This window comes from Natrinema ejinorense, from assembly GCF_002494345.1.
GTDB lineage: Archaea > Halobacteriota > Halobacteria > Halobacteriales > Natrialbaceae > Natrinema > Natrinema longum.
On record NZ_NXNI01000001.1, the window covers coordinates 1,427,691 to 1,452,768 of the forward strand.

Annotated in this window: 28 protein-coding genes and 1 tRNA gene; 7 read left to right on the top strand and 22 right to left on the bottom strand. The window is 64.0% G+C overall.

The window, feature by feature from the left end:
* Window position 1: 1 nt before the first annotated feature.
* The 5 genes from CP557_RS07060 to CP557_RS07080 all read left to right on the top strand — a co-directional run bounded on the left by CP557_RS07060 (window position 2) and on the right by CP557_RS07080 (window position 3,481).
* The gene (locus CP557_RS07060) at window positions 2-556 is read left to right on the top strand and encodes a hypothetical protein (RefSeq protein WP_097379264.1); all 555 of its coding nucleotides are present in this window, start codon (window positions 2-4) and stop codon (window positions 554-556) included.
* Entirely contained in the window at window positions 553-1,383 is an 831-nt protein-coding gene (locus tag CP557_RS07065) for a hypothetical protein (protein ID WP_097379265.1), read from the top strand. The genes CP557_RS07060 and CP557_RS07065 overlap by 4 nt, the downstream gene beginning before the upstream one ends.
* Complete coding sequence (locus CP557_RS07070) at window positions 1,380-1,742, top strand: hypothetical protein (protein WP_097379266.1); 363 nt, start codon at window positions 1,380-1,382, stop codon at window positions 1,740-1,742. Before CP557_RS07065 ends, CP557_RS07070 begins: the two co-directional genes overlap by 4 nt.
* Window positions 1,735-2,913: a P-loop NTPase family protein gene (locus CP557_RS07075; RefSeq protein ID WP_097379267.1), complete on the top strand. Its 1,179-nt coding sequence runs from the start codon at window positions 1,735-1,737 to the stop codon at window positions 2,911-2,913. The genes CP557_RS07070 and CP557_RS07075 overlap by 8 nt, the downstream gene beginning before the upstream one ends.
* A 184-nt stretch (window positions 2,914-3,097) precedes the next feature.
* Entirely contained in the window at window positions 3,098-3,481 is a 384-nt protein-coding gene (locus CP557_RS07080; RefSeq protein ID WP_097381561.1) for a hypothetical protein, read from the top strand.
* Window positions 3,482-3,494: 13 nt separating this feature from the next.
* Here the strand turns inward: CP557_RS07080 and CP557_RS22125 are convergent, their stop codons facing one another.
* The 9 genes from CP557_RS22125 to CP557_RS07115 form a co-directional block, all read right to left on the bottom strand.
* On the bottom strand, window positions 3,495-3,989 hold the full coding sequence (locus CP557_RS22125; RefSeq protein WP_143825046.1) for a hypothetical protein: 495 nt from the start codon (window positions 3,987-3,989) through the stop codon (window positions 3,495-3,497).
* 329 nt (window positions 3,990-4,318) lie between these two features.
* The gene (locus CP557_RS07085; protein ID WP_097379268.1) at window positions 4,319-5,938 is read right to left on the bottom strand and encodes a DUF7845 domain-containing protein; all 1,620 of its coding nucleotides are present in this window, start codon (window positions 5,936-5,938) and stop codon (window positions 4,319-4,321) included.
* 2 nt (window positions 5,939-5,940) lie between these two features.
* The gene (locus tag CP557_RS07090) at window positions 5,941-6,237 is read right to left on the bottom strand and encodes a hypothetical protein (RefSeq protein ID WP_097379269.1); all 297 of its coding nucleotides are present in this window, start codon (window positions 6,235-6,237) and stop codon (window positions 5,941-5,943) included.
* On the bottom strand, window positions 6,234-6,755 hold the full coding sequence (locus CP557_RS07095) for a hypothetical protein (protein WP_097379270.1): 522 nt from the start codon (window positions 6,753-6,755) through the stop codon (window positions 6,234-6,236). The genes CP557_RS07090 and CP557_RS07095 overlap by 4 nt, the downstream gene beginning before the upstream one ends.
* A 112-nt stretch (window positions 6,756-6,867) precedes the next feature.
* Window positions 6,868-7,713, bottom strand: a complete 846-nt coding sequence (locus tag CP557_RS07100) for a DNA adenine methylase (RefSeq protein ID WP_097379271.1) — start codon at window positions 7,711-7,713, stop codon at window positions 6,868-6,870.
* Window positions 7,710-7,841 (bottom strand): hypothetical protein, encoded by a 132-nt coding sequence (locus CP557_RS23270; RefSeq protein WP_281255554.1) that lies wholly within the window; start codon window positions 7,839-7,841, stop codon window positions 7,710-7,712. The genes CP557_RS07100 and CP557_RS23270 overlap by 4 nt, the downstream gene beginning before the upstream one ends.
* The gene (locus tag CP557_RS22970) at window positions 7,834-8,073 is read right to left on the bottom strand and encodes a DUF7563 family protein (protein ID WP_097379272.1); all 240 of its coding nucleotides are present in this window, start codon (window positions 8,071-8,073) and stop codon (window positions 7,834-7,836) included. Before CP557_RS22970 ends, CP557_RS23270 begins: the two co-directional genes overlap by 8 nt.
* A 59-nt stretch (window positions 8,074-8,132) precedes the next feature.
* Window positions 8,133-8,308: transfer RNA gene (locus CP557_RS07110), tRNA-Trp, on the bottom strand.
* A gap of 57 nt (window positions 8,309-8,365) precedes the next feature.
* Window positions 8,366-9,268: a DUF5794 domain-containing protein gene (locus CP557_RS07115; protein WP_097379273.1), complete on the bottom strand. Its 903-nt coding sequence runs from the start codon at window positions 9,266-9,268 to the stop codon at window positions 8,366-8,368.
* A gap of 533 nt (window positions 9,269-9,801) precedes the next feature.
* On the opposite strand from CP557_RS07115, the gene guaB reads away from it, so the two are divergent.
* Window positions 9,802-11,304 carry an IMP dehydrogenase gene (guaB, locus tag CP557_RS07120; protein ID WP_097379274.1) on the top strand — a complete coding sequence of 501 codons (1,503 nt, stop codon included), beginning with the start codon at window positions 9,802-9,804 and terminating at the stop codon, window positions 11,302-11,304.
* A gap of 108 nt (window positions 11,305-11,412) precedes the next feature.
* Here the strand turns inward: guaB and CP557_RS07125 are convergent, their stop codons facing one another.
* The 6 genes from CP557_RS07125 to CP557_RS07150 form a co-directional block, all read right to left on the bottom strand.
* Window positions 11,413-13,053 (bottom strand): acyl-CoA synthetase, encoded by a 1,641-nt coding sequence (locus CP557_RS07125; RefSeq protein WP_097379275.1) that lies wholly within the window; start codon window positions 13,051-13,053, stop codon window positions 11,413-11,415.
* 72 nt (window positions 13,054-13,125) lie between these two features.
* Window positions 13,126-13,581, bottom strand: a complete 456-nt coding sequence (locus CP557_RS07130) for a hypothetical protein (protein WP_097381562.1) — start codon at window positions 13,579-13,581, stop codon at window positions 13,126-13,128.
* A gap of 54 nt (window positions 13,582-13,635) precedes the next feature.
* Entirely contained in the window at window positions 13,636-15,222 is a 1,587-nt protein-coding gene (locus tag CP557_RS07135) for a sodium/proline symporter (RefSeq protein WP_097381563.1), read from the bottom strand.
* Window positions 15,215-15,724 carry a hypothetical protein gene (locus CP557_RS07140; protein ID WP_097379276.1) on the bottom strand — a complete coding sequence of 170 codons (510 nt, stop codon included), beginning with the start codon at window positions 15,722-15,724 and terminating at the stop codon, window positions 15,215-15,217. Before CP557_RS07140 ends, CP557_RS07135 begins: the two co-directional genes overlap by 8 nt.
* A gap of 438 nt (window positions 15,725-16,162) precedes the next feature.
* Complete coding sequence (cmk, locus tag CP557_RS07145; RefSeq protein ID WP_097379277.1) at window positions 16,163-16,774, bottom strand: (d)CMP kinase; 612 nt, start codon at window positions 16,772-16,774, stop codon at window positions 16,163-16,165.
* Window positions 16,775-16,852: 78 nt separating this feature from the next.
* Window positions 16,853-17,332, bottom strand: a complete 480-nt coding sequence (locus CP557_RS07150) for a cupin domain-containing protein (RefSeq protein WP_097379278.1) — start codon at window positions 17,330-17,332, stop codon at window positions 16,853-16,855.
* A gap of 150 nt (window positions 17,333-17,482) precedes the next feature.
* Between CP557_RS07150 and CP557_RS07155 the strand changes: the two genes are divergently transcribed.
* Window positions 17,483-18,004 carry a hypothetical protein gene (locus tag CP557_RS07155; RefSeq protein WP_097379279.1) on the top strand — a complete coding sequence of 174 codons (522 nt, stop codon included), beginning with the start codon at window positions 17,483-17,485 and terminating at the stop codon, window positions 18,002-18,004.
* Between the two features lie 73 nt (window positions 18,005-18,077).
* Here CP557_RS07155 and CP557_RS07160 read toward each other — a convergent pair whose 3' ends face one another.
* The 7 genes from CP557_RS07160 to CP557_RS07190 form a co-directional block, all read right to left on the bottom strand.
* Entirely contained in the window at window positions 18,078-19,835 is a 1,758-nt protein-coding gene (locus tag CP557_RS07160; RefSeq protein ID WP_097379280.1) for a YcaO-like family protein, read from the bottom strand.
* A gap of 159 nt (window positions 19,836-19,994) precedes the next feature.
* Complete coding sequence (locus CP557_RS07165) at window positions 19,995-21,233, bottom strand: cation:proton antiporter (RefSeq protein WP_097379281.1); 1,239 nt, start codon at window positions 21,231-21,233, stop codon at window positions 19,995-19,997.
* A gap of 174 nt (window positions 21,234-21,407) precedes the next feature.
* Entirely contained in the window at window positions 21,408-22,889 is a 1,482-nt protein-coding gene (locus tag CP557_RS07170) for an MATE family efflux transporter (RefSeq protein ID WP_097379282.1), read from the bottom strand.
* Window positions 22,886-23,542, bottom strand: a complete 657-nt coding sequence (locus CP557_RS07175; protein ID WP_245852924.1) for a TetR/AcrR family transcriptional regulator — start codon at window positions 23,540-23,542, stop codon at window positions 22,886-22,888. Before CP557_RS07175 ends, CP557_RS07170 begins: the two co-directional genes overlap by 4 nt.
* Before the next feature lie 197 nt (window positions 23,543-23,739).
* On the bottom strand, window positions 23,740-24,189 hold the full coding sequence (locus CP557_RS07180) for an RNA-binding protein (RefSeq protein WP_097379283.1): 450 nt from the start codon (window positions 24,187-24,189) through the stop codon (window positions 23,740-23,742).
* A 75-nt stretch (window positions 24,190-24,264) separates the two neighbouring features.
* Window positions 24,265-24,477, bottom strand: a complete 213-nt coding sequence (locus CP557_RS07185) for a DUF1918 domain-containing protein (protein WP_097379284.1) — start codon at window positions 24,475-24,477, stop codon at window positions 24,265-24,267.
* Window positions 24,478-24,691: 214 nt separating this feature from the next.
* Window positions 24,692-24,928, bottom strand: coding sequence for a hypothetical protein (locus CP557_RS07190; protein ID WP_097379285.1), 237 nt, complete (start codon window positions 24,926-24,928; stop codon window positions 24,692-24,694).
* Window positions 24,929-25,078 lie beyond the last annotated feature (150 nt).

The following is a 25,078-nucleotide window of genomic DNA, read 5'->3' on the forward strand; positions in this document are numbered from 1 at the left end:
CATGTCTCGGTGTTCAGTTCCACAGACGCGAGTCGTCGTACTGTTCGCCGTCATCGCGATCGCGGCGATGGGCATGGGCGTTGGGCCTGTCAGCGCACAAGACGGAGGCAACCAGAGCGCCACGGCCAACCAGACCCCCGAGTACGTCGCGATCGACGACCAGACGCGCATCCTTGAGTTCGACATCGGTGACGGCGATGCCAGCATGGTCATCGAAAGCGAAGAGCCACAGCCAATGATCGTGAGCGACGCGCTCGCGGGGATCGAACAGGAAGGCGCGACGACTGTCCCAGAGAAAGAATACCAGCTCAGCGAGGGACGCAACGAGATCTCCCTGTCCGTCGCGTCGATCAACGGCGACTCCGCCGTCTCGGTCTCGACTCGCGGTGGCACCATTCGACTCTCGAGTGGCGTCTCGGGAGGAAGTGACGATCCGTTTCGTGCCTTCGGCGGCGCGAGTGGCCTATTCACGGGTGTTGTCATGACCGTCGCACTGGCGGGGCTTGCGGCATTCTACGTCGTGAAAACCGAATCGAAGGGGGTCGAGAAAGCATGAGTGATCGGAACCTGAGCACGACGTTCGGCAGTTGGAAAGACCGACTCACGTACATCGTTGCGGAGGCACAGTTACTCGTGATCGGTGTCGCGATCTCGATCGGGATCCTGTTGCTGTTGATCCGGCCGTCCGTTCCTGGCGTGCCGCCGGTCGCGGTCGGGATCGCCGTCGCGTTGATGCTACTCGGGCCGCCGCTGTTCGGCCTGTTCGCGGTCGGAGCCGAGAAGCTACGCAACCGGCACAGAGAAACAGTGTACCACATCAACGGCGTGACCGACACCCGCGAAAAGTACTACGTTGCGCCGGAACTGTGGGACCAGAAGACCGTCGACGGACCGAGCCCGTACGTCGTCAACGATGGCGATGCCTACGAAGTGCGGGAGTTCGAGAACTTTGAGGACATGAACGAACTCCGAGTCACCGGCTGTTACATGAGTCAGATGGCCGATTCGAAACTCGTCACGAGTAAGGCCATGCTCGAGGACGTTCACGGCGACCTCGTCGACGCGTTCCTGCAACTGAATCGGCTCCGCGGACGTATCTCGAAAATGGGGCTCGAGATCCAGAGCGACGTAATCAATCAGGAGGCAGAGGCCGACGAGCGCGGGCTAATGAACCCGAAAACGACGGTCAAGGATCGATTCGACGCGGCGAAATCCGATGTCGAGGACAAGGCTCGCGAAGACATCGAAGACATCGACGGCTACGAAGACGAGTACATCCGCAGGCACGGCGAGCACGCGCCGCGACCCCGTCCGAACCGGCTGTACGATACCGTCGACGGGATCGATTCGCCGGCTCGAGCGGACGGGGGTGAGTCCGAGTGATCGATCCGACCGACCGAGAAATGGCGATCGCCGCGTGCGCAGTCGCGGCCGGGATCGTCGTCGGGATGTGGGTCGGGCTCTGGTTGCTCCCGGCAGAGGCACTAAACGTTCCGATGGACGTGACTGGCGGATACAATGGCGAGACGCACACGAGTCCCGAGTTCCGGCCGGTGCCGAGTTCGTTCCTGTTCGTGACGATCGCCGCGCCGGTGCTGGCGATCTACTACAGCCACGTCCGGCTGCGTGACGACGATCGCGACGACCAGGAGGGCAACCGTCGCGATCGGGACGCGACCGCGACCGACGGCGGTGCCATGCTCGAGCACACCGATGACGAGGTGCCGATTCGATATGAGTGACGAACAAGACAACTACACGGTTGGCGGCTTCCGCGAGTTCCAAGCCAACAACCTCAAGCGCGATCCCGACGAGGTGCTCCCTCACTCCGGGTTCGTGAGAGATGAGCAAATCGACCGCCAGATGGCCATGCGGGCGATCCATCACGACCCGGACCGCTGGGACGGAAAGGCCGCCGCGGACTATCTGAGCGTCGGCAAGAACCGAGACATCTTGCAAGCAGAGGGAAGCGCGACGGCCCGCCAAGCACTCGACAACGGCGACACGCTGACGCTGAAACACTATATCGGGGACCCGGCACAAGAAGCGGACCTGTCCGGTATGAAGGCGATCTCTCGGCTCCGGCAGATCGTCGCGGGGCCCGCGCCGGTGATCGTGATCCTCGGCGAAATGGGAGCTGGCAAAACGAATCTCGCGTGCCTACTCCTACAGTTGCGTGAGCGCTGGGTCGATGGCGATCTCCGGGTTGCATCGAATATCCGAACGCTCCCGCGAAACGACGACTGGACCCGTGACGACGGGACAGTTGAAGACGGCTGGATTCCGCACTTCCCGCTCCTCGAGGAGTGGGTTGAACAGAACGGCGATCCGGTCGAGAACGCACAGCAACCGAAAGCGTTCGTTGGTGACGAGTTCTCAACGAACGCGAGCGGGACCGGCTCGGACGGCCAGCGCGTCCGGCAGTTGATGGGGCCGCTGGTGTTCAAGATCCGCAAGTACAACGGGATGCTGATCTACATCGGTCACGACGAGAGTTCGATTCATCCGCTCCTGTGGCGCGTCGGCACGATCCTGAAGAAACCGGACCGGAACGACAAGGGGAAAGCTCTCATCGCCGAGCGGATCGCGGGCGGCAAACTGAAAGACGTCGATCCGCGTCCGCTCAAGGGGATCCCGCCGGCCGACTTCGAACCGCACACGCACGACGAAGCGGATTGGTCTTGGACGGCTCCCTCCAGCGACGACAAAGACGGCGATGTGATGTCTGAGGATGTCGTTAAACGGGTTTCCATGTGGACGATCAAAGCCTGTCGTGACCAAGGCATGAGTCCCTACGAAACCAGGGAATACGTGCCGTACAGCCGCACTACCATCAAAAACTGGCTTGAGGACTACGAATCCGGTGGCGAGAAGCGCGAATGGGTTTCGACAGTGGAGGACGTAGTCGCATGATGGCGTCGGGTTCGAAAGTACGAAACCGAAACCAACCCCCCTTTAGTAAGATCACAGGCCCAACTCCCAGCGCTCATTCACTCTCAATCGTTCATCACTGCCGCCCATCGCTCGAGATCGCGGCGCTGACCCAGCGGAGGATTATATATAACAACGCGCGGCATGGCGAGAAGGTGATATGAAAATGAGTCGGTCGAAACGCGCGAACCACTTCGGAACGGTCTGTGAGAAACGGATGGCCAAGAAACGGCGCTTCGATCTCGAGCGGAGTAGCTGGCACGACGCGAAATTCGGGAACGGAACGCCGGTCGAAATCAAGAGCACGATGTATGAACACAGCGACGGACAGCCGGGAAATTGGAAGGTATATCGGGGGTACCACGAAAAGCTCCGGCGGCATGACGGCTGGTACTGCTTCGTCGTCTATCGACCCCACGGACGAAGCGGCTGTACGATTCTCAAGGACAAGATGGTTCAGACGAGAAACCTGCCGCTACTCCAGTGGCATGGAGGTGGCGATCATCGTGGAACCCAACAAGCAAAAATAAGTATTAAAGATATAATGTGAAAGAGTTGCAGTGCTATTGATTCATACGTTTGGGGCGGTCGTCGGCAGCTATATTTTCTGAAAAATCTATTTCAACACCTGCAAACTGGGGAGACCCAATAAATACATATTTCACGCTTGATAAGATTCCTCTTATTCCTCCCCTATCTGAATTCCTCCATGCACGGTCGAAATTCCGCTCAATTCTATTTATTGTCCAACTTATTTGGTAGATTTGATCTATTGTTGGTTTCTCGAGGCTATGAGAACGTGATACACTAGCAACTTTTTGGAGAGTTTCAGCCTCTGATCGCCAAAGTTTCTTGTCCCTGAATAGCCGCCATCTTAGAATCATTAGATCATTCTGGAGATAATCTACTTCGTCTTCAAGATGATCTATTGATAGATCTTTCAACCGATCATATGAATATTGCTTTTCGAGAGCTCTAAGAAAAGCATCTATGAATTCTTGCGTATCTGGTTCACTATCAAATGATAGGTTCTCTGTTATCTCAGTATGATCATTCATAGAAAGACTATATTACTATGACCAGATATAATCTCACCTGTTACCAGAGAGATCTCTCAAAACCTCTGTTTCATGTGCTTCAACTGGAGTTCTGCGTGCGGAGGCGGGGTGGAGCGCTGTAATTTTTTGGCACTGTCGCCTTGGCGACACCCGCCAAGGGGGCTTTCGCGCGAAGCGCGAAACGACCCCGCCGGCGTTGCGGTGCGATCGCGGTGCCGACCCCGCCCTCGAGGGACGAACTACAATCAGATTTGCATAGGAAACGGTGGTAGTCAACCTAAGTTGCAGAAAACAGCGATACCGAGAGTGTTGCCACTATCCGGGCCGATTCAGCGATCGGCGACCGCACCGACGAATCCGGTTTCAGTCCCGCCTCCGGGAGTCTTCCAGGTCAGCTCAACGCCGCGGAGGGTCGTCGGATCATTCCCCGACTTCGACCACTTCTCGAGGGCCTCACTGGCGATCGTCGCGACGTTCTCGAAGCTGTCCGACTTCAGCCGGGAGAGGATCGTATCGATCCGCATCTGTCGGGGCTCGCCATTCTCGTCGAACTCGAGGTCGGCCCCGTTCTTCGCGAGCCACTCCTGGAAGGGCGAAGACTCGGCGACGTGATCGGCCAGCCCCATGATGTGTTGCATCCGATCGGCGTAGCTCTCGATCGCGTACTCAGCGGACTCGACGAGCGCGCGGAGTTCCTCGCGGTACTTCCGGGCTCGGAACGACACGTCTCCCTGGTCGAGCTCGAGGATGTCGCCGAGGTCGTTGATCGCTCGGTAGATCGTCGCGGGATGCTTCCCCAGCTGGTCGGCGAGGTCGTCGACCGTCGCACCGCCGTCCGTCGCGACCGTCTCCGAAACGTCTCGAGCGGTCTCGCCCATATCGCGGAGCGTCGTCATCAACAGGTGGTCAGACTTCGCCTCGAGGCGCGGGGTGGGATCCTCGTATAGTTCGACCAGGTCGTCTCGGGCGACGGCGTCGAAATGATCATCTGCGACGTAGACACCACTGCCGTCGGGACCGAGCGGGATGTCTTCCCAGTGCAGCGCGTTCAACAGCGTCTCCTCGATTTGCTCCGTTACCTCGTGACGATCGGCCCATGCCCATGCCTCGCCGTTGTTCATCGACTTGTTCACCAGGACTTCCACCTTCGGATGGTACGACGGGTGATCCTTCGAAACCGCGTCGGGATCGGCAAGTTGGTAGATCTCGAACTTCCGCCCGTAGGTGTGTCCCGGCAGTAACTCGCCGGCCGACGTGGGGTTCAAGAACAGCCGATTCTGGTGGTTGACGACTTCCTCGTTGTCGATGTGGAGCTCGGCTTTCACTCCCTCGAGGTCGGAGAGATAGTGTGCAACCTTCTGGAGAACACCGGCCGATGAGAGCTTTTCAGCCCATTCACGACGAATCCGAACGTATCGCTCGTACGCCCACATCCGACTCGCCGGGTGCGGTTCGGTCCGGAAGTATTCGGAGTGAATTCGTTCGCCGGCGTGCTCGAAGATCGCCCCGAAGAACTCCGGCAGCAACTCGAGACCGCGGTCGGGTTCGATGTTGCTGGTGTGAAACTCGACGTCTACCCCGTCGACCTCGCCGACCTGATTCTCCCAGGGGAGTTGCAACCGCTCGCCACTCTCCCAGTGACGCATGTTCGGGAATCGCGGGCCGATGTTGTAGGACGCTTTTCGCTCGCCGCGACCGCGTCCTTTGATGTCCCACTCGTACAGACGTTCGGCGTTGATCCCGTCGGACAGCCGGGGAGCGAACCCCGACTTGCTGTAGCTCACTTCGAGGTGCCAGGGCTCGCCGTCGATCTCGGTCGTGATCTCGAGGTAGCCCTCGAAGGGCGGCCCGAGCATGACCGACGAGAGCGCATCATACGGACCGCGGCCCCAGTCGGGCCACTTCCATCGGCCCTCGATCTCGTGGGGTGTCGTCTCGACCTGGGACACCGCTACTCACCCCAATCGCGCTCGCTCTCGAGCAAGCCGGTGAGTACAGCGACGGGATTCCACCACGTTGCACCCTGGCAGGGATAGCAGACGTGCTTGAACGACGTACAGTCCGTCGCCTCGAGCGTCGTGGGGTCGGCGTCGGCCTGCTGGTCCATCGCCTCGAGAGTCGCGCGCTTGACGCGCGTCCGCCCACAGCCCACGCAAACAGCGTCGACGGGAACGCCGACCTGACCGGCTGCCGCGCTTGCCAGCTCGGCCTCGAGGTCGCGATCGTCGGATTCGGTGTCGACGCTCACCGCGAATCACCGACCGTTACCGACGGATCAACACCAGCCGGATCGATCACGTGCGACCACGCAAGTTTCGCGACCTCCTGTTCCGATCGCGAGCCGCCGACCTCGTACCACCGGCCAGATAGCAGCTCGTCGACGAGCGTCGCCGGCACGATCGCGCGGGTCACCTGGGGCAATCCTGGCCGCGGCAGATACACGACGAACAGGTACATCCCGGCCGCCTCGAGCAGTTGCTCGTGAGCCGCTCGCTTGACGTAGAACCGACCGCGCGTCGACCGACTGCCGTTGCTCGTCTCTATCTGACAGCCTTTGATCTCGACGGGAACGTCTGGTTCAACGAGGACGATCCCGTAGAACGGCAGCGAGTGACTCGCCTCGATGACGGCGGTGGTCCGTGCATCGTGCCAGGTGGCGATGTGATCGCTGACGTACTCGAGTTCATCGACAGTCTGGACGATCTCGCCCTCGAGCGCGTCGCCGCTGGCCTTTGGACTCTCCAGTTCCGATGCTCGAGAACTCATAGCGGCCCCTCCCGCGCGTCTCGAACCGCGCGCGTACATTCCGGGCAGAGACGACGAAGTGCGTCGACGCGATCACCGCACCGCTCACACTCGTCGGATTCGACGAGTCGATTCACGCCGATTCACCTCCGGTGGAGCGGACATCTGCCAGCGTTCGTTGATTGAATGCTCGCTCGGTGGATGGCTCGAAATTCAGTATGAGGCGTTCGTCGGCAGTCTTCCCGTTGCCTGCAGCGGAGTGAGTGACCGTCCGCTCAACGACATGCCACTCGTTGCCCTCGTACAGTCCTGGTGGAATGTCCGTGTACGAAACGATCGCGTAGCCGTCGATCTCACAGAGCGTTTCTTCCAGTGTGGCATGATCGGCAGATGCTCGGTACAGGTCTTCTTTCTCGTAGTACGGGGGATCTAGGTAGAACGCGGTCTCAGGTGAATCGTATCGACTGACGACGCTCTGAAAGTCCTCGTGTACGACAGAGACGCCGCGAAAGCGCTCTGCGACTTGTTGAATCCGTTCAGGTGCGTTGACCCAGTTTCTCGCGTTTCGGCTCCCCTTCTCGTCCAGCGGACTCTCCCGTTTGAAGCCGCTCTTACGCGATACTTTCCCCGCGTACTGACTATAGCGGAGGAACAGCCATTTTCCAGCGTGCTCAATATCGTCGCTCGGCCGCTCACCGGCGAAGAACTCGTCCGCCCACTCGTCGTGAAGCTGTTCGGAAAACGGTGTGTACCGACACCACTCCGCGAGTTCGTCCGGACGCTCGCGAGCAACCCGGAAGAACGTAACAACGTCGCTGTCCTTGTCGTTGAAGACCTCGACGTTGCTACGGGGCTTATTCAAGAGCACGGACGCGGAGCCGCCGAAGGGCTCGACGTACGCAGTGTGTTCCGGGAGGTGGTCAATCACCCACTCAGCAAGACGCGTCTTGCCACCGATGTACGGAAACGCGCTTATCACGCCGATTCACCTCGCTTCTCGAGCGCATGGCGAACGTCCGCGTCGGTCGCTTGGTGGACCGGATGGGCGATGGGCGACCGACTCTCGACATCGTACAGTTCACTCGCCTGGACGAACCCGTTACGCATCGGCCTCACCTCCGTGACGGCCGGGCGATGTCTCCGGGTCCGGAATCGAAACGTCGACGCCAGCTGCAGAGCCGCGGCTCAGTCGCGCGTAGGTATCGCAGTCACCACACCGATGGGCTCGGTCGTCGTCGTCACCGAAAACACGACGGAATCGGTCAGTAACGTGGGCTCCGCAGTGATTGCACGTCGAATTGTCGACCGACGGCCAGGGTGCGGTCGTCACGCAGACCACCCCCTATTCAGACTATATCGAGAATGCGAGAAAAGCCTCTCTGGGCCTTTTATTTCAAATGGGGTCGGAGGGATTTGAACCCCCGATCTACTGATATCTCCGGTGCGCCTCGGAACTCCAGAGGGTCATCACACGGACACTGATCAGGTGTCCGATCAGTATATCAGTCTGGAGTGTCGTCCCGGGCGCCGTAGCCTCTGGAGTCAGCCGCCATGCCTGGCTTGGCCACGACCCCTCGAGTCTCCGTTGGGCCATCGTCCCTAAAGTGGTTTCGATTCGGCACAGAATCGCGCTACAGCCACGGGGCCCGGCCCGCGGTGTCCGTCCCGTCGTCGCTGGGATACGGGTCGGACTCGCCACCCTGGTCCCCGGGCGCGGGCTCGCCTGCGTCGGCCCCGGCACCGTCGGCCATCGCGTCCAGCTGGGCCGTCGCGTCGGTCGGGGGCTCGTCCGCCTCGTCGTCGGATTCCCGGAACGGGAAGTCGACGGCGAAGACGGCGGCGACGAGCAACGCGGCCAGCGGGGCCTGGCCGAAGGCCATCCCCAGCAGGGACAGCGGGAGCAAGCCGAGCGCGACCGCGCTCCCGAAGCGGAACCGATCGATGTCCATGAACTCCCGGAGGTAGGGCCCGGCGAGGGCGATCCCGAGCGCGAAGCCGACGCCGACGGCGGCGGCCAGCGTCCCGTGGGCGACGAGGGCGGGATCGGTCATCACCGAGAACGTCGCCCCGGAGGGGTCGATGCTCGCCACCAGCCCCAGCCCGATAATCACGACGGGGTTGGGGAGGTACTCTCCGATCGTCGCGCTGGCGGTCTTGGCGGCGATCGCGAGGATGACCAGCGCCGCGAATCGGGTGATGGTGGCGTCGTCGAGGACGCTGCCGATCGCCGGTGCGAGAGCAGCCTGCACTGCCGCGAGCAGTATCAGCGGCACTCCAACGAGCAAGACGACAGTCGCCTGTTCGCGTGGCGTCCCCTCCATCTCCGCCAGAATGACGGCGACGGTCGCGCTCCCACCGAAGATCAGGAGTCCGACCTGAATCGCACCCAAGGGCTCGTCGAGCGCACCGGCCAGGATCAACGCGGGGAAGACACCGTCGACTAACGGTAACATCATCACCAGCGCCAGGAGCCTGGCGTCACCGCCGACGATGCGCTCCATCTGGAGCGCGACCGGGTGCCGTGACGTACTCATCGGTCAGGGCCGATGGCCGTGACCCGAGGCCAGTGGGCGATATGACGGGCAGTCCCGTACCGACCGGTGTGGTGACCAGTCGATCGCATTCGGAGTAGGGCCTCGAGCTGTGAGTTTACCTGTAAAATTCCCGAACGCGGCGTCGACGGAGTCGGAACTCGTCATGCCAACGGTTCGGAACGCGGCTGCACTCACAGCGTACATACCTACAGAAACGGGGGGACTGTCAATAAACGTTGTGTGGGACGGGATTTCACGACCCGGTAGTGTTCCGGCAGTAGCGTCCAGATCCGTGCGGAAATGCACAGGTCTGGACCGCATGCGTGGACTCGAGCCGGTGCCCTGCCCGCGTCCCGGGATCGCTCCCGTCGTCCGCGGAACCGGTCGGACCGCCCCGCGAGTCCGACTCGTCCGACCGAGGCCGGGCGCGACGATCACCACTGTGGGGCGAATCGCCCGTTGACGGCCCCGTCAACCGTTCACACCCGTATTTATCTCGCAACGCTTTTTGCACAGGGGGCCGGACGGCTTACATGGCGAACGACGTTCCAGAGCACGAGCCCTATTCTTCGAAACTGCAGGTACCGGAAGCGCTAACCTTCGACGATGTCCTTCTCCGCCCCAAGGAGAGCCGCGTCGAACCCGACGACGCCGACCTCACGTCGAACGTCTCGAAAAACGTCGAGGTCTCCGTCCCCATCCTCTCGGCGGCGATGGACACCGTCACGGAGAGCGACATGGCGATCGCGATGGCCCGCCACGGCGGCCTCGGCGTCCTCCATCGCAACATGAACATCGACGAGATGGTCGAGGAGATCGGTCGCGTCAAGAGCGCCGACGAACTCATCATCCCGCTGGATTCGGTCGTCACCGCCGACCCCGAGATGACCGTCCGCGAGGTCGACGAACTGATGGCCCGCCGCGGCGTCGGCGGCGCGCCCGTCGTCAATACCCGCGGCGAGGTCCTTGGCATCATCTCGAGTACGGACATTCGGCCCCACCTCGAGGTCAACGAGGACGACCAGGTCACCGAAGCGATGACCGACGAGGTCATCACGGCCCACGAGGACGTCGACTCCCGCGACGCGTTCGAGATGATGTACGACCACAAGATCGAACGCGTCCCGGTCGTCGACGACGAGAACCTCCTCGTCGGCCTCGTGACGATGCAGGGCATCCTCCAGCGCCGCGAGTATCAGGAGGCCGTCCGCGACGAGGACGGTCGCCTTCGCTGTGGCGTCGCCGTCAGCCCGTTCGAGCAGGAACGTGCGGAAGCCGCCGACGAGGCCGGCGCGGATGTCCTCTTCATCGACACCGCGCACGCACACAACCTGAACGTCATCGACGGCGCACGCGAGATCAAGGAGTCCGTCGACGCGGACGTCGTGGTCGGCAACATCGGCACCCGAGAGGCGGCCGCGGACCTCGTCGAGTTCGCCGACGGCCTGAAGGTCGGGATCGGCCCCGGTTCGATCTGTACGACGCGAGTCGTCTCGGGGTCGGGGATGCCCCAGATCACGGCCGTCGCGCAGGTCGCCGACGTCGCCGCCGAACACGACGTGCCGGTGATCGCCGACGGCGGTATTCGCTACTCCGGCGACGCGATCAAGGCGATCGCCGCGGGCGCGGACGCGGTCATGCTCGGCTCCTACTTCGCCGGCACCGACGAGGCACCGGGACGGGTCGTCACGATGAACGGCAAGAAGTACAAGCAGTATCGGGGCATGGGCTCGGTCGGCGCGATGAAGTCCGGCGACAGCGACCGCTATCTCAAGGACGAACCCGACGAGGAAGACGAGTACGTCCCCGAGGGCGTCGAGGCCGCGACCCCCTACAAGGGCACGCTCAAGTCCGAGCTCCACCAGCTCGCGGGCGGCATGCAGTCGGGCATGGGATACGTCGGCGCGGAGACGATCCCCGGATTCAAGGAGCGCTCGGAGTTCGTCCGCGTCTCCTCGGCCGGCCAGGCCGAGAGCCACGCCCACGACGTCGTCATCACCGACGAAGCGCCGAACTACTCGCCCGACAGCGAGTAACGACCGTCCCCACTGAACGGCGACTCACCCTCCCGGAGCCGCTGACAGTCACTGCACGCCGACTCACACGACAGCGTTGCGGGTAGTGTTCGATCGTTTCGGCGACATCTATAATTCCGTCCGCCGGATCTTTCCGGTCGTCGTCGTCGGCAGGTCGTCGACGAACTCGATCTCGCGGGGATACTCGTATTCCGCCAGCCGCTCCCTGACGAGGGAACGGATCTCCGTCCGTAGCTCGTCCGATCCCGCTTCCCCTGGCACCGGCTGGACGACCGCTTTGATGATCTCACCTCGCGTCTCGTCGGGCACGCCGACGACGCCGACCTGTTCGACGGCCGCGTGCTCGAGGATCGTCTCCTCGACTTCCCGCGGGGCGACGCGGTAGCCGCTCGTGATGATGAGGTCGTCGTCGCGGGAGACGAACCAGACGTACCCCTCTTCGTCGCGTTTCGCGAGGTCCCCGGTGAGGTGCCACTCCCCCGCGGTCACGTCGGCCGTCTTCTCGGGGGCGTTCCAGTACTCCTCGAAGAGCACGGGGTCGTCGCCGCGCCGAACGGCGATTTCGCCGACCTCGCCCGGCTCCACGGACTCGCCGTCGTCCGGATCGACGACAGCGACATCGTGTCCGGGAACGGGTTTTCCCATACTTCCGGGCTTCGCGGGGAACCACCCGCGGCAGTTCGTGACCAGCAGGTTCGCTTCCGTCTGCCCGTACAGTTCGTTGACGGCCGTCCCCGCCAGTTCCTCGTCGGCCCACTCGAGGATCTCGCTGGTCAGCGGCTCGCCGCCCGAGCAGATCGCCTCGAGCGAGAGGTCGTAGCGGTCGGTCGGCTCGTCGACCCCCATGAGCATCCGGATCGCGGTCGGCGGGACGAAGGCGTTCGTCACGTCGAATTCGGCCGCGATCTCGAACGCGGTTTCGGGATCGAACGACCCCATCGGGTAGCCGACGACCGGCCGGCCGTAGTGCCACGCGGGGAAGACGAGATCGCCCAGCGCGCCGATCCACGCCCAGTCGGCGGGCGTCCAGTAGACCGACTCGCCCCGGAGATCACGCTCGAAGTACATCGAAAACGCCGGGCAGTGGCCGATCCAGACGCCGTGGGTGTGAGAAACCCCCTTCGGATCGCCGGTACTCCCGCTCGTGTACATGATGATCGCCGGGGTCTCGGCGTCGGTCTCGACGATGTCGTACTCGCTCGAGCACCCGTCGACTGCCCCCTCGAAGGTGTGGACGCTCGCCTCGCCGACGCGTTCGTCCGCCGGCTCCGCGTCGACGACCAGGACGTGCTTCAGCGTGGGGCAGTCCGGTGCGACGGCGCGGATCGTCTCCCACTGGGCCGCGTCGACGACGGCGACCCGGGCCTCGCTGTCCTGCAGGCGGTATCGCAGGGCATCGTCGCCGAACAGCACCGACAGCGGGAGCGACACCGCCCCGCGCTTCCAGCAGGCGAGATGGGTGAGGACGTTTTCGGGTTTCTGGGGCACGACGACGGCGACTCGGTCGCCACGATCCACGCCCATCGACTCGAGGGCGTTGGCGACGGCGTTGGACCGCCGATCGAGGTCGTCGAAGGTGTACGTCTCGCGGCGACCGTCCGGATACGCCTGGAAGAGCGCCGGACGGTCGCCGTCCGGGTGTTTCCCCACGAGATCGGTCGCGGCGTTGAACGCCGCCGGAACGTCCCACGCGAACGACTCGCGCGCCGCATCGTACGAGTCCGCCTCGAGCGTAACGTACCACGTCATAGCACGCCCTACCACGAAGGGCGGGATAAACCGTCGGACGAACCACGGTCGACGCCCCGATGCGACACGAGTTCAGAGGCGAGGGAACCGCGGTGTCTCGACGACCACGTCCACGCCCTCGAGGCGCGGATCCGATTTCAGGTCGGTCACGAGTTCCCGCTGTGGATCCGCGGTCCGCGACTGGGAGAGGGTTCGCTCCTCGTAGTCGCCGTCGCGTGGCTGCCAGCCGACGACGAGTCGCGCCCGGCGCAGCCGCGTCCCGGTGACGAGGTGGAGCTTCTCGAGGGACTCGAGCGGGACGACGATGTTCCGATCGTCGAACGCCGCGATCGCGTCGGGGGGGAGGTCCGCGATCCGCTCTCGGTCGCGCTCGCCCATATCGGCCCGCAGGAGCAGCGATCGGTACGACTCGCCGACGAAACACCACAGGAGGCGCTCGTCGGTCACCACCAGCTCCCAGAATTCGAGCGAGTTCGGTCGCTGGCGAAACCAGTGTGTCAGTCGGGCGATGATCGTCTCGCTTGGCATCGGTTCCTCGCTTCCGTCGGCCGCGAGTCGGGTTCGGTTGTCGGTCACGGGCGATCAGCGCTCGAGTAGTGCGTGGAGGTCCGCGGGGAGGTCGTCACCGTCCTGGGTCAGGATGGAGACGCCGACGAACAGGACGATCGCGACGAGGAGCGCGACGGTTCCGACCGGGAACACGTCGGGGTAGGGGTAAAACCCCATGACCAGCGTCACCAGCCAGTCGACGTTGGCGGCCCCCGCAGCCTCCGGGATCGCGCTGAAGACGATGTTCACGACCAGGCCGCCCAAGAGGGCGGCGACCGCCCCCCACTTCGTCGCACCCTTCCAGTTCATCCCGAAGACGACGACCGGGACGAAAGCGGCGGCGAAGAAGCCCCAGCCGATCGTCCCGAGGATGCCCACCAGCGCGTCGGAGAAGTAGACGACGCCCGTCGCGAGCACGGTGAGGCCGGCCAGCGCCGCCTGCGTGACGCGAAGTTCCGTCCGGTCGTCGTCGATCGGCTGCCCCATCGCTCTCGGGATGTCCCTCGAGATGGCCGCCGCGCCGATGTTGAGAAACGAATCGCTCGTCGACATGATCGCAGCCAGCAGCGCCGCGAGGATGAGCCCGGCGACGATGCTGGGCGTGTACTCGAGGACGAAGACGGGGCCGACCTCGCTCGCGCTGAACGTCTCCTGAATCTCACCGGCCGCGACCATCGACCGCATCGAGAGCCCCGCCGAGAAGGCGATCAGGCTCGAGACGGCGTAGGAGAGGGCGGCGATCGGCGCGCCCCACTTCAGGATCTCGAGGTTGCGGCTCATGTAGAACTTCGTAATGAGGTGGGGCTGTCCGGCGGCACCGACCGAAAACAGGATCCACCACGCGACGCCGACGAGGACCGCCGTGGTCGCCCCGCCCATCGCGCCGAACGGCGAGATGAGCGCCGGATCGGCGGTCGCGAGGTTGCGAGAGATGGTCCCCATTCCGCCGCCGAAGGACATGGCGTACGCGAAGACGAACACCGCGCCGGTGATCATCGTCAGCGCCTGCAGGAAGTCGGTCCAGACGCCGGCGATCATCCCGCCGAGCATGCTGTAGAGCAACAGGATGAGCGCGCCACCCAGCAGGCCCCAGATGACGGGCACGCCGAAGATCGCGCGCATGACGAACTGCAACGCGGCGAGGTTCGTCGCCAGATAGGCGATCACGCCGACGACGACTGCGAGACCGGTGAGTCCACGCACCCAGTCGCTTTCGTAGCGGACGTACATCCCGTCGGCCAGGGTCAACACGTTCCGGATGTCCGCGAGCAGGCGCAGTCGTTTGGCGAGGACGACCCAGGTGAGCAGGAAGCCAAGCGGTGCGGTAAAGAAGATCCACAGCGACGTCGTGCCGAACGCGTAGACGAGTTCGGGGCCACCGACGAAGCCAAAGCCCGACTGGATGACCGAGAAGGCAGTCATCGCGAGCACCCAGGTCCCGATGCTCTTGCCGGTGATGAGGAAGTCGCCGGTCGTCTGTGTCCGCATGTATCCCCAGATGCCGATCAGGACGACGATCAGCAGGTACACCGTCCCGAACCCGAGAATGATCGGATCGTCCGCGACCGGGATCCCTTCGGTCTGTAGCGGGGCAAGCGGGAGCGTGGCCTGCTCAGTCATCGTCGCCCCCTGCGTCGGCCGTTCCGTCGTGGCCGTCCCCACCGGTCGTCCTGTCGATCCGCCGTGGAGCGAGCGGGAGGTCCGCCCGTCGCTGTCGGTCCCGTGCCCTGCTGATGATGTCGTCGACGATCGCCTCGTTGCCGATCCGATCGAAAATCAACGAGTAATAGATCGCCGCCAACGCGGGAGCCAGCCACAGGAACGCGAAGTAGACGAGCGTGGGCCTCGGAACGCCGAGCGCGTACGTGTAACTCGTCACGCCGGGGCTCCACAGCAGCCAGATCCCGGCGAGCCCGAGGACGAACATCCCGGCGAGTCCGGCCACGAGGCCGGTGTAGGGCTCGAGCAACGAGCCGCGGTGTTCGATCGACGCCGATGCGACGACGGCCAGAATGAACGCCGCCGCGACGAACGAAAACACTCGGTACAGTCCCACACTCGCGGTGACGAGTGCGCCCACTGCGAGAAGCCCGATCGCCGTCATCATCGTGTTTCGTGGCATTGCTACCCCTCAGCCGTCGTCGGACGGACCGACGGTCCGTCCCCCTCGACCTCCCCTGTCCATGGACGCGTGTCAGTCGAACTGGTACCGACTGTCGCGCCTCCACGAGCGCCACGGCCGATTCGGTCAGTACTGGCCACGATCATGTGTAAATTGTGAAATTACGGGTGATTATTTTACTACCCACTGATATCACAGCGCGAAGCGAGCCCCTACTTTTATTGCCGTTCGAGCGGCGTCCGTCGTCGGTCGCCGGTAACGAACGGACGGAGCGATCGGCAGCAGTCGCTGTCGATCCCGCCGTCGTCGGTGACCGCCACTGTGCACGCGCTCACCGGCTGCCAGCGAACGGGGCGGTGGCCGCATGGCTGCGTGCGATCCGTTACTCGATGACGAGAAAACAGGGCGGCGACGATCGAGGACGCGGCGCGATCCCGTTTAGACGTCCATCGGCGGCGTCGTAAACGCCCCTTCGTCGATTTCGGGATCGTACTCCTCGATCGCGGCTTTGACGATCGCGAACACGCCGGTCTTGCTCCAGCGTGCCGTGTTGATCTGGAGGTCGTAAAACGCCTGGTCGCCGATATCGATCTCGTAGTAGGACTGGTATCGGCCGGCCTCGCTGACCTCGCGGACGCGCATCTCCGCCTCGGTTTCGATCCGATCGTCGATCCGCTCGAGTCGAACGTCTTCGGGCGCGTCGAGCCAGATGCGCAGGTCCGCGCGGTCGCCCGCGAGCCACCCCGCGAGCCGGGACTCGAGAATGAACGGTTTGTTGGCCATCCCCCATTTCTCGGCGATCTGCTGGAGGCGCTCGTCGAGCGCGCGGTCGATCTCGTCGGACTCGTCGGCTTTCGCGGTGAGCTGGTTGAGGTTCATATCGCGATCCGCGGCGAGTTCGCGGAAGATGTCCCCACCCGAGACGTACGGACAGCCGATCGCGTCGGCGAGCCGTTCACAGAGCGTGGTCGCACCACAGCCCGGCGGTCCGGAGACGGTGATGAAAAGCGTCGTGTCGATCTCCGCGCTCGAACTGTCTTGGACAGCCATACGTTGATGCTCTCAGTCCGTCGTGAAAAGGTTCCGGCTACGAACTGCCGCGGGAACTCGTCGCACGCGGGCGACGAGCTACCCGAGCGTGAACGTGTTCTCACACTCGGTACAGGTCAGTCGGAACGCCCCCTCGTCGGTGAGTTCGAGCCCGTGGCCGATCTCCTCCTCGCACTCCTGGCAGTAGACGAGCGACTCGAGTTCCTCCCAGTCGTGTTGTGATTTGGGCGCGCCGAATGCGAAGCCGACGACCCGATCGTCGGTGTCGTTGTAGCCCGTCTGGAAGTCGCCGGGTTCGAACCGGATCACTTCACCCTCGTCGACGACGACCTCACCCTCCTCCGTGTCGAACGTCGCGGTCCCCTCCTGGACGTAGAAGACTTCCTCCTGGTCGTAGTGGGTGTGCATCCCCCCCGAGAAGGATTCGTCGGGCTCGAGTTCGAAGTAGTTCATCGCGAAGTCGGTGAAGCCGAGCGCATCGGAGATCGGCCGTCTGACTGAGTGCACTTCCATCGGGTTGACTTCGATGTCGACGTCGTCGATCGCGACTTTCTCCATGGTTTTACATTCGGCGTTCTATTCAAAAATCCTCTGGACGGGGAGAATTGGGTGACGCGGGGGCGATGGGTGCCACGTCGACCCTCGGCGGCTGGTCGCGATGTCGATCGAAGAGTAACGCATACGGTCGTCCAACCCGGAGGGCACCACGTGAACCGCCGTACGCTACTTCGAACTGCCGGGGTAGCCGCGACCGTGGGGCTCTCGGGCTGTCTCGAGGCCCTGCAAGAGCACTACCAGGGGAGTTTTCAGGGGCTCGTTCCCATCGAGATCCACAGCGAGGCCGACCGCCACTTCGATCTCACGCTCGAGGCCTACGTCCCCGGCACGAATCGCCAGACCTACGACGAGAGTTACACCATCACGGCGAACCAGTCGGCGTCACCGCCCCATCTCGAGGCGACCGAGCAGAACTTCCGCGTGGTCAAGTACGGACGGGAGGATGACGAGGAGACCTTCCGAGAGACGACGATCACGCCGAGCACGAAGTTCGTGAACATTCGGATCACGAACGACGATCTGATACTGGACGTCGATCGGGGGAGGGAAACGGAAGCGAACGCGACCGACCCGAACGCGACGGCCCCCCGGACCACGGGCGAGTCCGGCGCGAACGAGACCGAGTCGATCGACGGCGACGGCGACCCGGCCGACACCGACACTGCCGATTGAGTCCTGCTCTCGGCGGCACCCGCGCGCCGGCGACCGCCGATGGACCGAGACGCCCGTTCGATCGACGATCCCGTCAGGGGTACGGATGGAAGTCCCGCTCGAGCCGTGGCTCGAAGCCGAGATCCGCCGGGACGGTCCGCGCCCGCTCGCCGAAGAACGGCGTGTCGGTGAACAGCGGCTGAGCACCGGGAACGACGACCCGAACGGCCTCGAAGCCGATGTCGGCGACGTCGCGGGTCGTCAACCGTGCCCCGTAGGGCGTCAGTCCGGCAGCGGCCACCCGCGAACACAGCGTCTCGAGCCCCTCGAGACCGGTCGGAACGGGATCGGGACCGACGCTGGCCGCCGAAACCGTCCGATCGGTGTCGACGAACGCCCGCCCAGCGGCCGGGAGGGACGCGTACTCGCCGATCGCACCCCCGGCCTCGTCGGCCGCTTCGGGCCCGAGGTTCCGCAGCTCCATCCAGTTTTGCAGCGCTTCTTCGAGCGCCGATGTCGCGGCCGCCTCGGCATCCAGGTCGGCCGCGGAGCCGACGGCGAAGGCCGGCCACGGCTCCTCGCCGGGCGACATCGCGTCGGCGTCGGCGCTCGCGTCGCGGTGAACGGCGACGGCAACGACCGGGACGTCGATGTCCTGCGTGACGAGCAGCGGCGTCACGGACAACCCTTCGCTCCGGGCGCGTCGCTCGAGGCGTTCGAACGCCGGCGTCGCGACCGACAGCCCCAGCGGGTCGAACGTGGAGTACCACGCGAGCATCGTCGCGTCGCGCTCGATCACCTCCGTCAGCCCGGAGACCAGCGCGTCGACCGTCGAGGAGCCAAGTCCCAGTCCGGTCGTGATCGCCGGAACGAGCGAGTCACCGGGCTGGGGAAACTGGACCGCCGCGGCGGGGAGGTGCGTCGGGTCGCCGGTCGCGAGGTCCTCGCCTGGCACCCAGCGATGGTCGTCGCTCGGCTCGTAGGCCGGCGCGTCGTCCGGGCGGACGAGGGCCGTCGGGGCCACGGCGCTCTCGAGGTCGTCCTCGCTCGCGTGGACGAAGTCGGCCTCGCGGTAGACGCCGGCACAGTAGCGCTCGAGTCCCTCGCCGACGGCTTTCATCAGCGCGGCGTTCCAGTCGTCGGCCACGCCGGCCGCCTGTCGCGGCGCGCTCGCGTCGCTGTAGGCGGTCGTCTCCGCGACCGTCGCCAGGTAGTAAGGGGCGGGGAACGACTCGATCTCGCCGATGCTCGCGATCGGGCCGACCCGGTCGTCGATCGCCCCCTCTGCGTGTTCGACGGCGGCGGCGAGTTCGAGGGGGTCGGCGTCCCGACCGAGGGATCGGTCCCGGTCCGTCTCCGCACACGCACAGCCGGGAACGGGCAGGAGCCGCCGCCGAGCGTGTGGCACTTCGCGAACCTGTCCGATGATCGACCCTTCCGCCCCCGAGAGGACGCGAACGCACTCCCGGCCGGCGACCGCACCGGCGAGTCGCGCTGCACTGCGGTCGGCCTGTGGGCCGTCGGCTCGCTCCTCGAGGTTCGACGCGACGCGAGCGCGGAGACAGTCGAAACAACCGGTCGCGGGTGCGAATCCGGAGATAGCGGCGTCGACGGCTTCGATGGGGTGGCCGCCGACCCCGCCGATCTCGACGGCGATCCAGGGCGTTCCGCCGGACCGGGCGGCCTCGGTTGCCCGGTCGAACGTCGCCGACCCCGCGACGTCGCTGACGACTGCGAAGCGGGCGTCGTCGAGTTCCGCTGGAGCGGCGTCGCGGACACCGATATCGACATCGTCGAGCGCGGTGACGACCGCTTCGCGAACGGGATCGTCACCCACGACGTGGACGTGCATACCCCTAGCTGCTGGCGCGGGCGGCAAAAGCGCCCCGCTCGAGCCGCGACGGTGTGGACCCGAGAGTGAGGCAGGGCCGAACCCGTACGGTCTACTTCGTTGCCGGTGCACCCGCAGGGTCGTCGCGATTGCACCAGTAACTCGTTACAGCGGATCGTCTCAGTCCTCGACGGGCGTCGCCGAATCGAGGTAGACGAGTTCGTCCCTCGCCTCGAGCAGGCGCACGCCCCAGGTGACGGTGACGGGGACGAGCGCGGTCGTGAAGACGGCGATGAAGACGAGGATCGAGAACATCGACTGGTCGATGATCCTGGCCTCGAGGGCGACCCTGGCGATGATGATTTCGACGGTCCCGCGGCCGTTCATGCCGAAGCCGACGACCAGTCCCTCGCGAGAGGAAAGCGACGTCGGCAGCGAGAACAGCCAGGAGCCGATGATCTTCCCGAGGAAGGCGATCACGACCAGCGTGGCGAGCACGCCGAGCGAGTCGGAGAACACGTCGAACGTGATCTGGAAGCCGACGGTGACGAAGAAGACCGGCGCGAACAGCCCCATCGCGAGGTCGTACATCACCGTGTGCATGTGCTCGTAGAGCCCCGGCTCGACGTCAGCTTGCCGGAGGAACATCCCCGCCATGAAGCCGCCGATGATCATGTGCAGGTCCGCCAGCGTCGCGAGTTGAGCGAACAGCAGGGAGACGAGCAGGGCGAACGTAAACGCCGTCGTTCGATCGACGAAGCCGTATCGCTCCCGCTGGCGTTCGATGTATCGCCACGCGATCGGCAGGAAGCGGTATCCGATGACGAGCGTCACCGCGAAGAACCCGATCGCCTGCAGGAGGATCCACCCGATCTCGGTCGGATCGAGCGTACCCGCGGTCACGTAGCTGTTGACGCCGGCGAACGCGATGAGCACCCCCACATCCGAGGCGAGCGCGCCGCCGAGTAACACGTTCGCGATCCGCGTGTCCAGGAGGTCGAGGTCGGCGAGGATTCGCGATTTCGTCGCCAGCGAGGTCGCGGCCATGGCGAGCCCGAGAAAGAGCGCCGCGCCGACGGAGACGCCGAGCCAGACGCCGGCCGCGTAGCCCAGTCCAAAGGGGATGACGAAGGCACCGAAAGCGATCAGCAGCGATTGAGGGCCGAGTTCGAACAGTTCGCGGAGATCGACCTCCATGCCGACGTAGACCATCAGGAGGAAGACTCCGAGTTCGGCGAGGACCGAGAGCAGCTCCGACGGTCGCAAGAGTCCGAGTAACGCCGGTCCGAAGGCGATCCCGGCGAACAGCTCGCCCATCATCGTCGGGTAGCCAAGGCGCTCGGCGAACGCGCCGAACACCCACGCGACCGACAGGACGAGCAGGAGACTGAGGATGTCGATCGAGACGGCCTCGACCATCCCGGTTACCCTCCCTCGTCCGGGATCGAGTGGGTGCGTCGCTGTTTCCGTCCCTCGTCTCGACAGCAGTGGCTCCAGTTCGGGTGGGTCATCGTAGTCGGGTCAGGTCGAATCGACGGTTCAAGAGTACTTCACTGGTGTGGGTACCGAACAGTACCGTCCCGCTCGTCGGCGTCAGTCGTCGGTGCTGGCCTCTCCTACCTCGAGGTCGTCGCCGAGGCCGGGAGCGGCCGAGCCGTCGGTGACGTCGGCTTCTCGCCAGGTACCTCGCCGGTACCAGCCGTAGGCCAGGGCGGCACCGAAGACGTTCGAGACGGCGAAGGCGATCCAGATCCCGCGGTAGTCGATCGCCTGTGCGAGCCCGTAGGCGATCGGGAGCCGAACGAGTGCGTAGGTCACCAGGACGATGGCAGCCGCAGTGAGCGTCTTTCCGGTTCCCCGGAAGCTCCCGTTGTAGGCCCGCATCACGCCGATGAATCCGAACGAGGGCGCGACGTACTGGAGGAACGTGACGCCGGCCTCGATGACCTGTTGGTCGTTGGTAAACACGGCGGTGATAGGTCGTGCGCCGAGCCACGCCACGACGCCGAGCGCGCCGAGGACGACGAACATGGTTCGGGCGGCGAAGTCGGCGGCGGCTTCTGCCCGATCCGGTTTGTCGGCACCGACGTTCTGTCCCGTCATCGTCTCGACGCCGCGAGCGACCGCGATGGCCGGCAGGAAGATGACCGAGAACACGCGCGTACCGATTCCGTAGGCGGCGACGACGTAGGTCGGGAACAGCCCGACGATCACCAGGAGAAGGTTGATCGACAGGGCTCTTCCCATCCCCTCGATCGACGCGGGAAACCCGATTCCGACGAGTTTCCTGGCAAAGGTGAGATCCGGACGCATCTGTCGGAGCCGGATCTGCACGCCCCGCGTCCCGCGGAACATGATCGCCAGTCCGACGATGAGCGCGAGGGAACGGGAGAAGACCGTCGCGATCGCCGCCCCTTCGATCCCGAGTCTGGGGAACGGTCCCCAGCCGAAGATCAGGAACGGGTCGAGGACGACGTTGAGCAAAACCGAGCCAAACATCACCAGCATCGGCGTGATCGTGTCGCCGTAGCCCCGCATCAGCGCGATGAAGACGAAGAAGCCGAACATGAAGGGCATGCCAAGCGAGATGACCTGCATGTAGTCGGTCGCCAGCGGCAAGACGTCCTGGGACGCCCCCAGAAGGCCGAGCAGTTCCTCGACGTACGTGTAGCCGATACCACCGAGGATCACTGCGCCCAGCAGCGACAGCGCGACGGTCTGGGAGGCCGCGTACTCGGCCTCGGATTCCTCGTCCGCGCCGATGTGCTGGGCGACGAGCACGCTCCCGGCGACCGAGAGCCCCATCCCGACCGAAATGAGCAGAAAGACCATCGGGAACGCGAAGCTGATCGCCGCCAGCGCTTCCGTACTGTACTGGCCCAGCCAGAACGTGTCGATGAGGTTGTACGCCGTCTGCAACAGGTTCGTTACGATGATCGGCAGCGACAGGTAGAACAACGGTTTCGCGATCCCGCCCGACGTGAGGTCGAACTCCTCGCGGCCCTTGAACAGTCCGGAGAGTGGGTCCAGGATTTCCCGTTCGATCCAGCCGACGAGGCGATCGAGCAGGCTCATTCGCCTGCCTCCGTCTCGTCGCCGTCCACCGTCGGATCGTTGCTATCACCTGATCCCGCGTCCCCACCGTTCGAGCCGTCCGACCGCAGGGTGTCGTCGATGTACGCGTGGACGTAGCGCTTCGTACACTCGGGTGACCGATCGACCGCGGCCGCCCGCGTCTCCGCGCCGTTGAAGATGGTGACGAGGAAGTCGGCCGTCTCCTCGGGGTCGACGTCCGCGCGGAACTCCTCCGTCTCGAGTCCGTCCGCGACGAACCCCGCGATGCGGTCTCGGAGCGCGTGGTCGAACTTGCGCAATCGCGCTCGATAGGCCTCGTTGTACGGCGACTGGGCCTTGATCTCGAGAATCGCCGTCCGGAACTCCTCGGCAGACTCCTCGTCGGACGGCGTCAGCAGTTCGTCGACGTACTCGTGGAGCCGCTGGGCCGCCGTCTCGCCGGGAACGGTTTCCGTTCGCGCTTCGAACTGATCGAGAAGATACTCCAGAAACGACTCGAGGAGGTCCTGTTTGCCCTCGAAGTGGTAGTGAAGCGTGCCCTTGGTCTTGGTCGATTCCGCGGCGATATCCTGCATCGTCAGCTCCGCGTACCCGTGCTTACAGAGTGCTCGATACGTTGCCTCCATCAGATCGTCGGTCGTCTCGTCGGTCATTCAACTGGTATCTACGCGTACTTACTGACTGGTCAGTCAAAAGCCCTTCGTCGCCGGATGATCGTGTTCGGTCGGGCAACACACCCGCGACAGCACCCATTGAAACGGGTCACACACTGATCGCACTGCCGTCCTGGGTCGGGTGTGCAGTGACGGTCAGTAGCTCCGATCGCTGAGATACCGAGTGCGAGGAGAGCCTACCCCTGCTCGCGCAGTCGCTCGAGGACGTCTTTGGCGTTCTCGACGGCCCGTTCCTTCTTCGCGGGGTAGGCCTCGACCTTCCCGCGGAAGGTGATGCCGTCGCCGAGGCGGACATCGTCCTGAAAGGCGGCTTGCTTGTCGAGTCGCAGGAAGAGTTCGGTGTTTTCGGTGACCCGCTCGTCGAGTTCGTCGATCAGGTCGTCGAAGGACTCGAGGTCGGCCAACCGCGAGAGGACGTAGCGGACGTCGTCGGCGTTCTCGACGCGAGCCGAGAGAACGAGGATGCGGTCGCCGTAGTGACCCTCGCTCTCGGCGCGCTCGATTTCGAAGGGCTCGTCGTCGCCGTCGGGGAGGAAGGTTCGCAGCGCCTCCTCGACGCGTTTTTCGTCCTCGGTGGCGTAGCAGAACGTCCGTAAATCGACGTAGTGAAGCGGGATCTGTGGCATCTGCGGTTCGAAAGTGGCTGGGTGTGTCGCGGTAGTGACGGGTGCGGGGCGCGAGAGACGACCCGCGAGTGGTGGTTACTCCTCGTCTGCGTCGGCGTCGACATCGGCGTCGTCGGCTGCCTCGAGGGCGTCCTCGGGGACGCCGGCCTCCTGGCCGTCCTCGAAGCTGATGGTGTAGGTGACGTCGCCGAACATCGACTCCATCGTCTGGGAGACGGTTCCGATCTGGCCGTCGAACTCGCTGTGCTCGTCGTGCAGGACGACTTTGTCGTCTTCCTCGAAGCTCATAGTCGATGATTCCCCGCCGCCGCGTAAAAAGGGACTGATTCGCGCCACGACGGGAGCGTGGGCCACTCCGACCCCCCCTCGGCCGATATCGACCGGATCCGTCTCACGGCTGTGTTCCGGTCGAGCGCTTAGCGCGTCGCCCTCGCTCGCATTTCGCGACGTTGGCTCCGTTGGAATCCTAGTATTCGGACAGTCATTCCCGTGGAACTACTGCTCAATCTTTGTTTCGGACCATCCTGTTCCATTGCGGTAACCACTCGACGTTTGCTAGGATGGCTGTCAACAGGTATGCAGTGATTGGAAGAAGGAGGCCGAGTCTGACGAGATAGGTCGGGTCGATTGCTCCGGGATTCCCGGAGAAAACGCCTGTGTATTGAACGACGGCGATCGTCACGAGGACCGTTGCTACGAATTTGAGATGCTCTCTGAGGGAGGGCGAAGGCACCTTCATACAAACACCGAGAGGCTGTCAGAATATAAATCAAAGCTAGTCGATGACGTTCGGTACTCGACCTGTACTTACCGCTGAGGGCGCCAGACGTATAACTCACCGAGCACTGGTCACCGCCGTCTCGGGTGACCGTCCGTGACCAGCCCCGCG

Bases quoted from the DNA above. Each gene is read 5' to 3' on its own strand.
- CP557_RS07060 (WP_097379264.1), top strand. From the start codon at position 2: ATGTCTCGGTGTTCAGTTCCACAGACGCGAGTCGTCGTACTGTTCGCC.
- CP557_RS07065 (WP_097379265.1), top strand. From the start codon at position 553: ATGAGTGATCGGAACCTGAGCACGACGTTCGGCAGTTGGAAAGACCGA.
- CP557_RS07075 (WP_097379267.1), top strand. From the start codon at position 1,735: ATGAGTGACGAACAAGACAACTACACGGTTGGCGGCTTCCGCGAGTTC.
- CP557_RS07080 (WP_097381561.1), top strand. From the start codon at position 3,098: ATGAGTCGGTCGAAACGCGCGAACCACTTCGGAACGGTCTGTGAGAAA.
- CP557_RS22125 (WP_143825046.1), bottom strand. From the start codon at position 3,989: ATGAATGATCATACTGAGATAACAGAGAACCTATCATTTGATAGTGAA.
- CP557_RS07095 (WP_097379270.1), bottom strand. From the start codon at position 6,755: ATGAGTTCTCGAGCATCGGAACTGGAGAGTCCAAAGGCCAGCGGCGAC.
- CP557_RS23270 (WP_281255554.1), bottom strand. From the start codon at position 7,841: ATGCGTAACGGGTTCGTCCAGGCGAGTGAACTGTACGATGTCGAGAGT.
- CP557_RS07115 (WP_097379273.1), bottom strand. From the start codon at position 9,268: ATGAGTACGTCACGGCACCCGGTCGCGCTCCAGATGGAGCGCATCGTC.
- guaB (WP_097379274.1), top strand. From the start codon at position 9,802: ATGGCGAACGACGTTCCAGAGCACGAGCCCTATTCTTCGAAACTGCAG.
- CP557_RS07125 (WP_097379275.1), bottom strand. From the start codon at position 13,053: ATGACGTGGTACGTTACGCTCGAGGCGGACTCGTACGATGCGGCGCGC.
- CP557_RS07130 (WP_097381562.1), bottom strand. From the start codon at position 13,581: ATGCCAAGCGAGACGATCATCGCCCGACTGACACACTGGTTTCGCCAG.
- CP557_RS07135 (WP_097381563.1), bottom strand. From the start codon at position 15,222: ATGACTGAGCAGGCCACGCTCCCGCTTGCCCCGCTACAGACCGAAGGG.
- CP557_RS07140 (WP_097379276.1), bottom strand. From the start codon at position 15,724: ATGCCACGAAACACGATGATGACGGCGATCGGGCTTCTCGCAGTGGGC.
- cmk (WP_097379277.1), bottom strand. From the start codon at position 16,774: ATGGCTGTCCAAGACAGTTCGAGCGCGGAGATCGACACGACGCTTTTC.
- CP557_RS07150 (WP_097379278.1), bottom strand. From the start codon at position 17,332: ATGGAGAAAGTCGCGATCGACGACGTCGACATCGAAGTCAACCCGATG.
- CP557_RS07160 (WP_097379280.1), bottom strand. From the start codon at position 19,835: ATGCACGTCCACGTCGTGGGTGACGATCCCGTTCGCGAAGCGGTCGTC.
- CP557_RS07165 (WP_097379281.1), bottom strand. From the start codon at position 21,233: ATGGTCGAGGCCGTCTCGATCGACATCCTCAGTCTCCTGCTCGTCCTG.
- CP557_RS07170 (WP_097379282.1), bottom strand. From the start codon at position 22,889: ATGAGCCTGCTCGATCGCCTCGTCGGCTGGATCGAACGGGAAATCCTG.
- CP557_RS07175 (WP_245852924.1), bottom strand. From the start codon at position 23,542: ATGACCGACGAGACGACCGACGATCTGATGGAGGCAACGTATCGAGCA.
- CP557_RS07180 (WP_097379283.1), bottom strand. From the start codon at position 24,189: ATGCCACAGATCCCGCTTCACTACGTCGATTTACGGACGTTCTGCTAC.
- CP557_RS07185 (WP_097379284.1), bottom strand. From the start codon at position 24,477: ATGAGCTTCGAGGAAGACGACAAAGTCGTCCTGCACGACGAGCACAGC.
- CP557_RS07190 (WP_097379285.1), bottom strand. From the start codon at position 24,928: ATGAAGGTGCCTTCGCCCTCCCTCAGAGAGCATCTCAAATTCGTAGCA.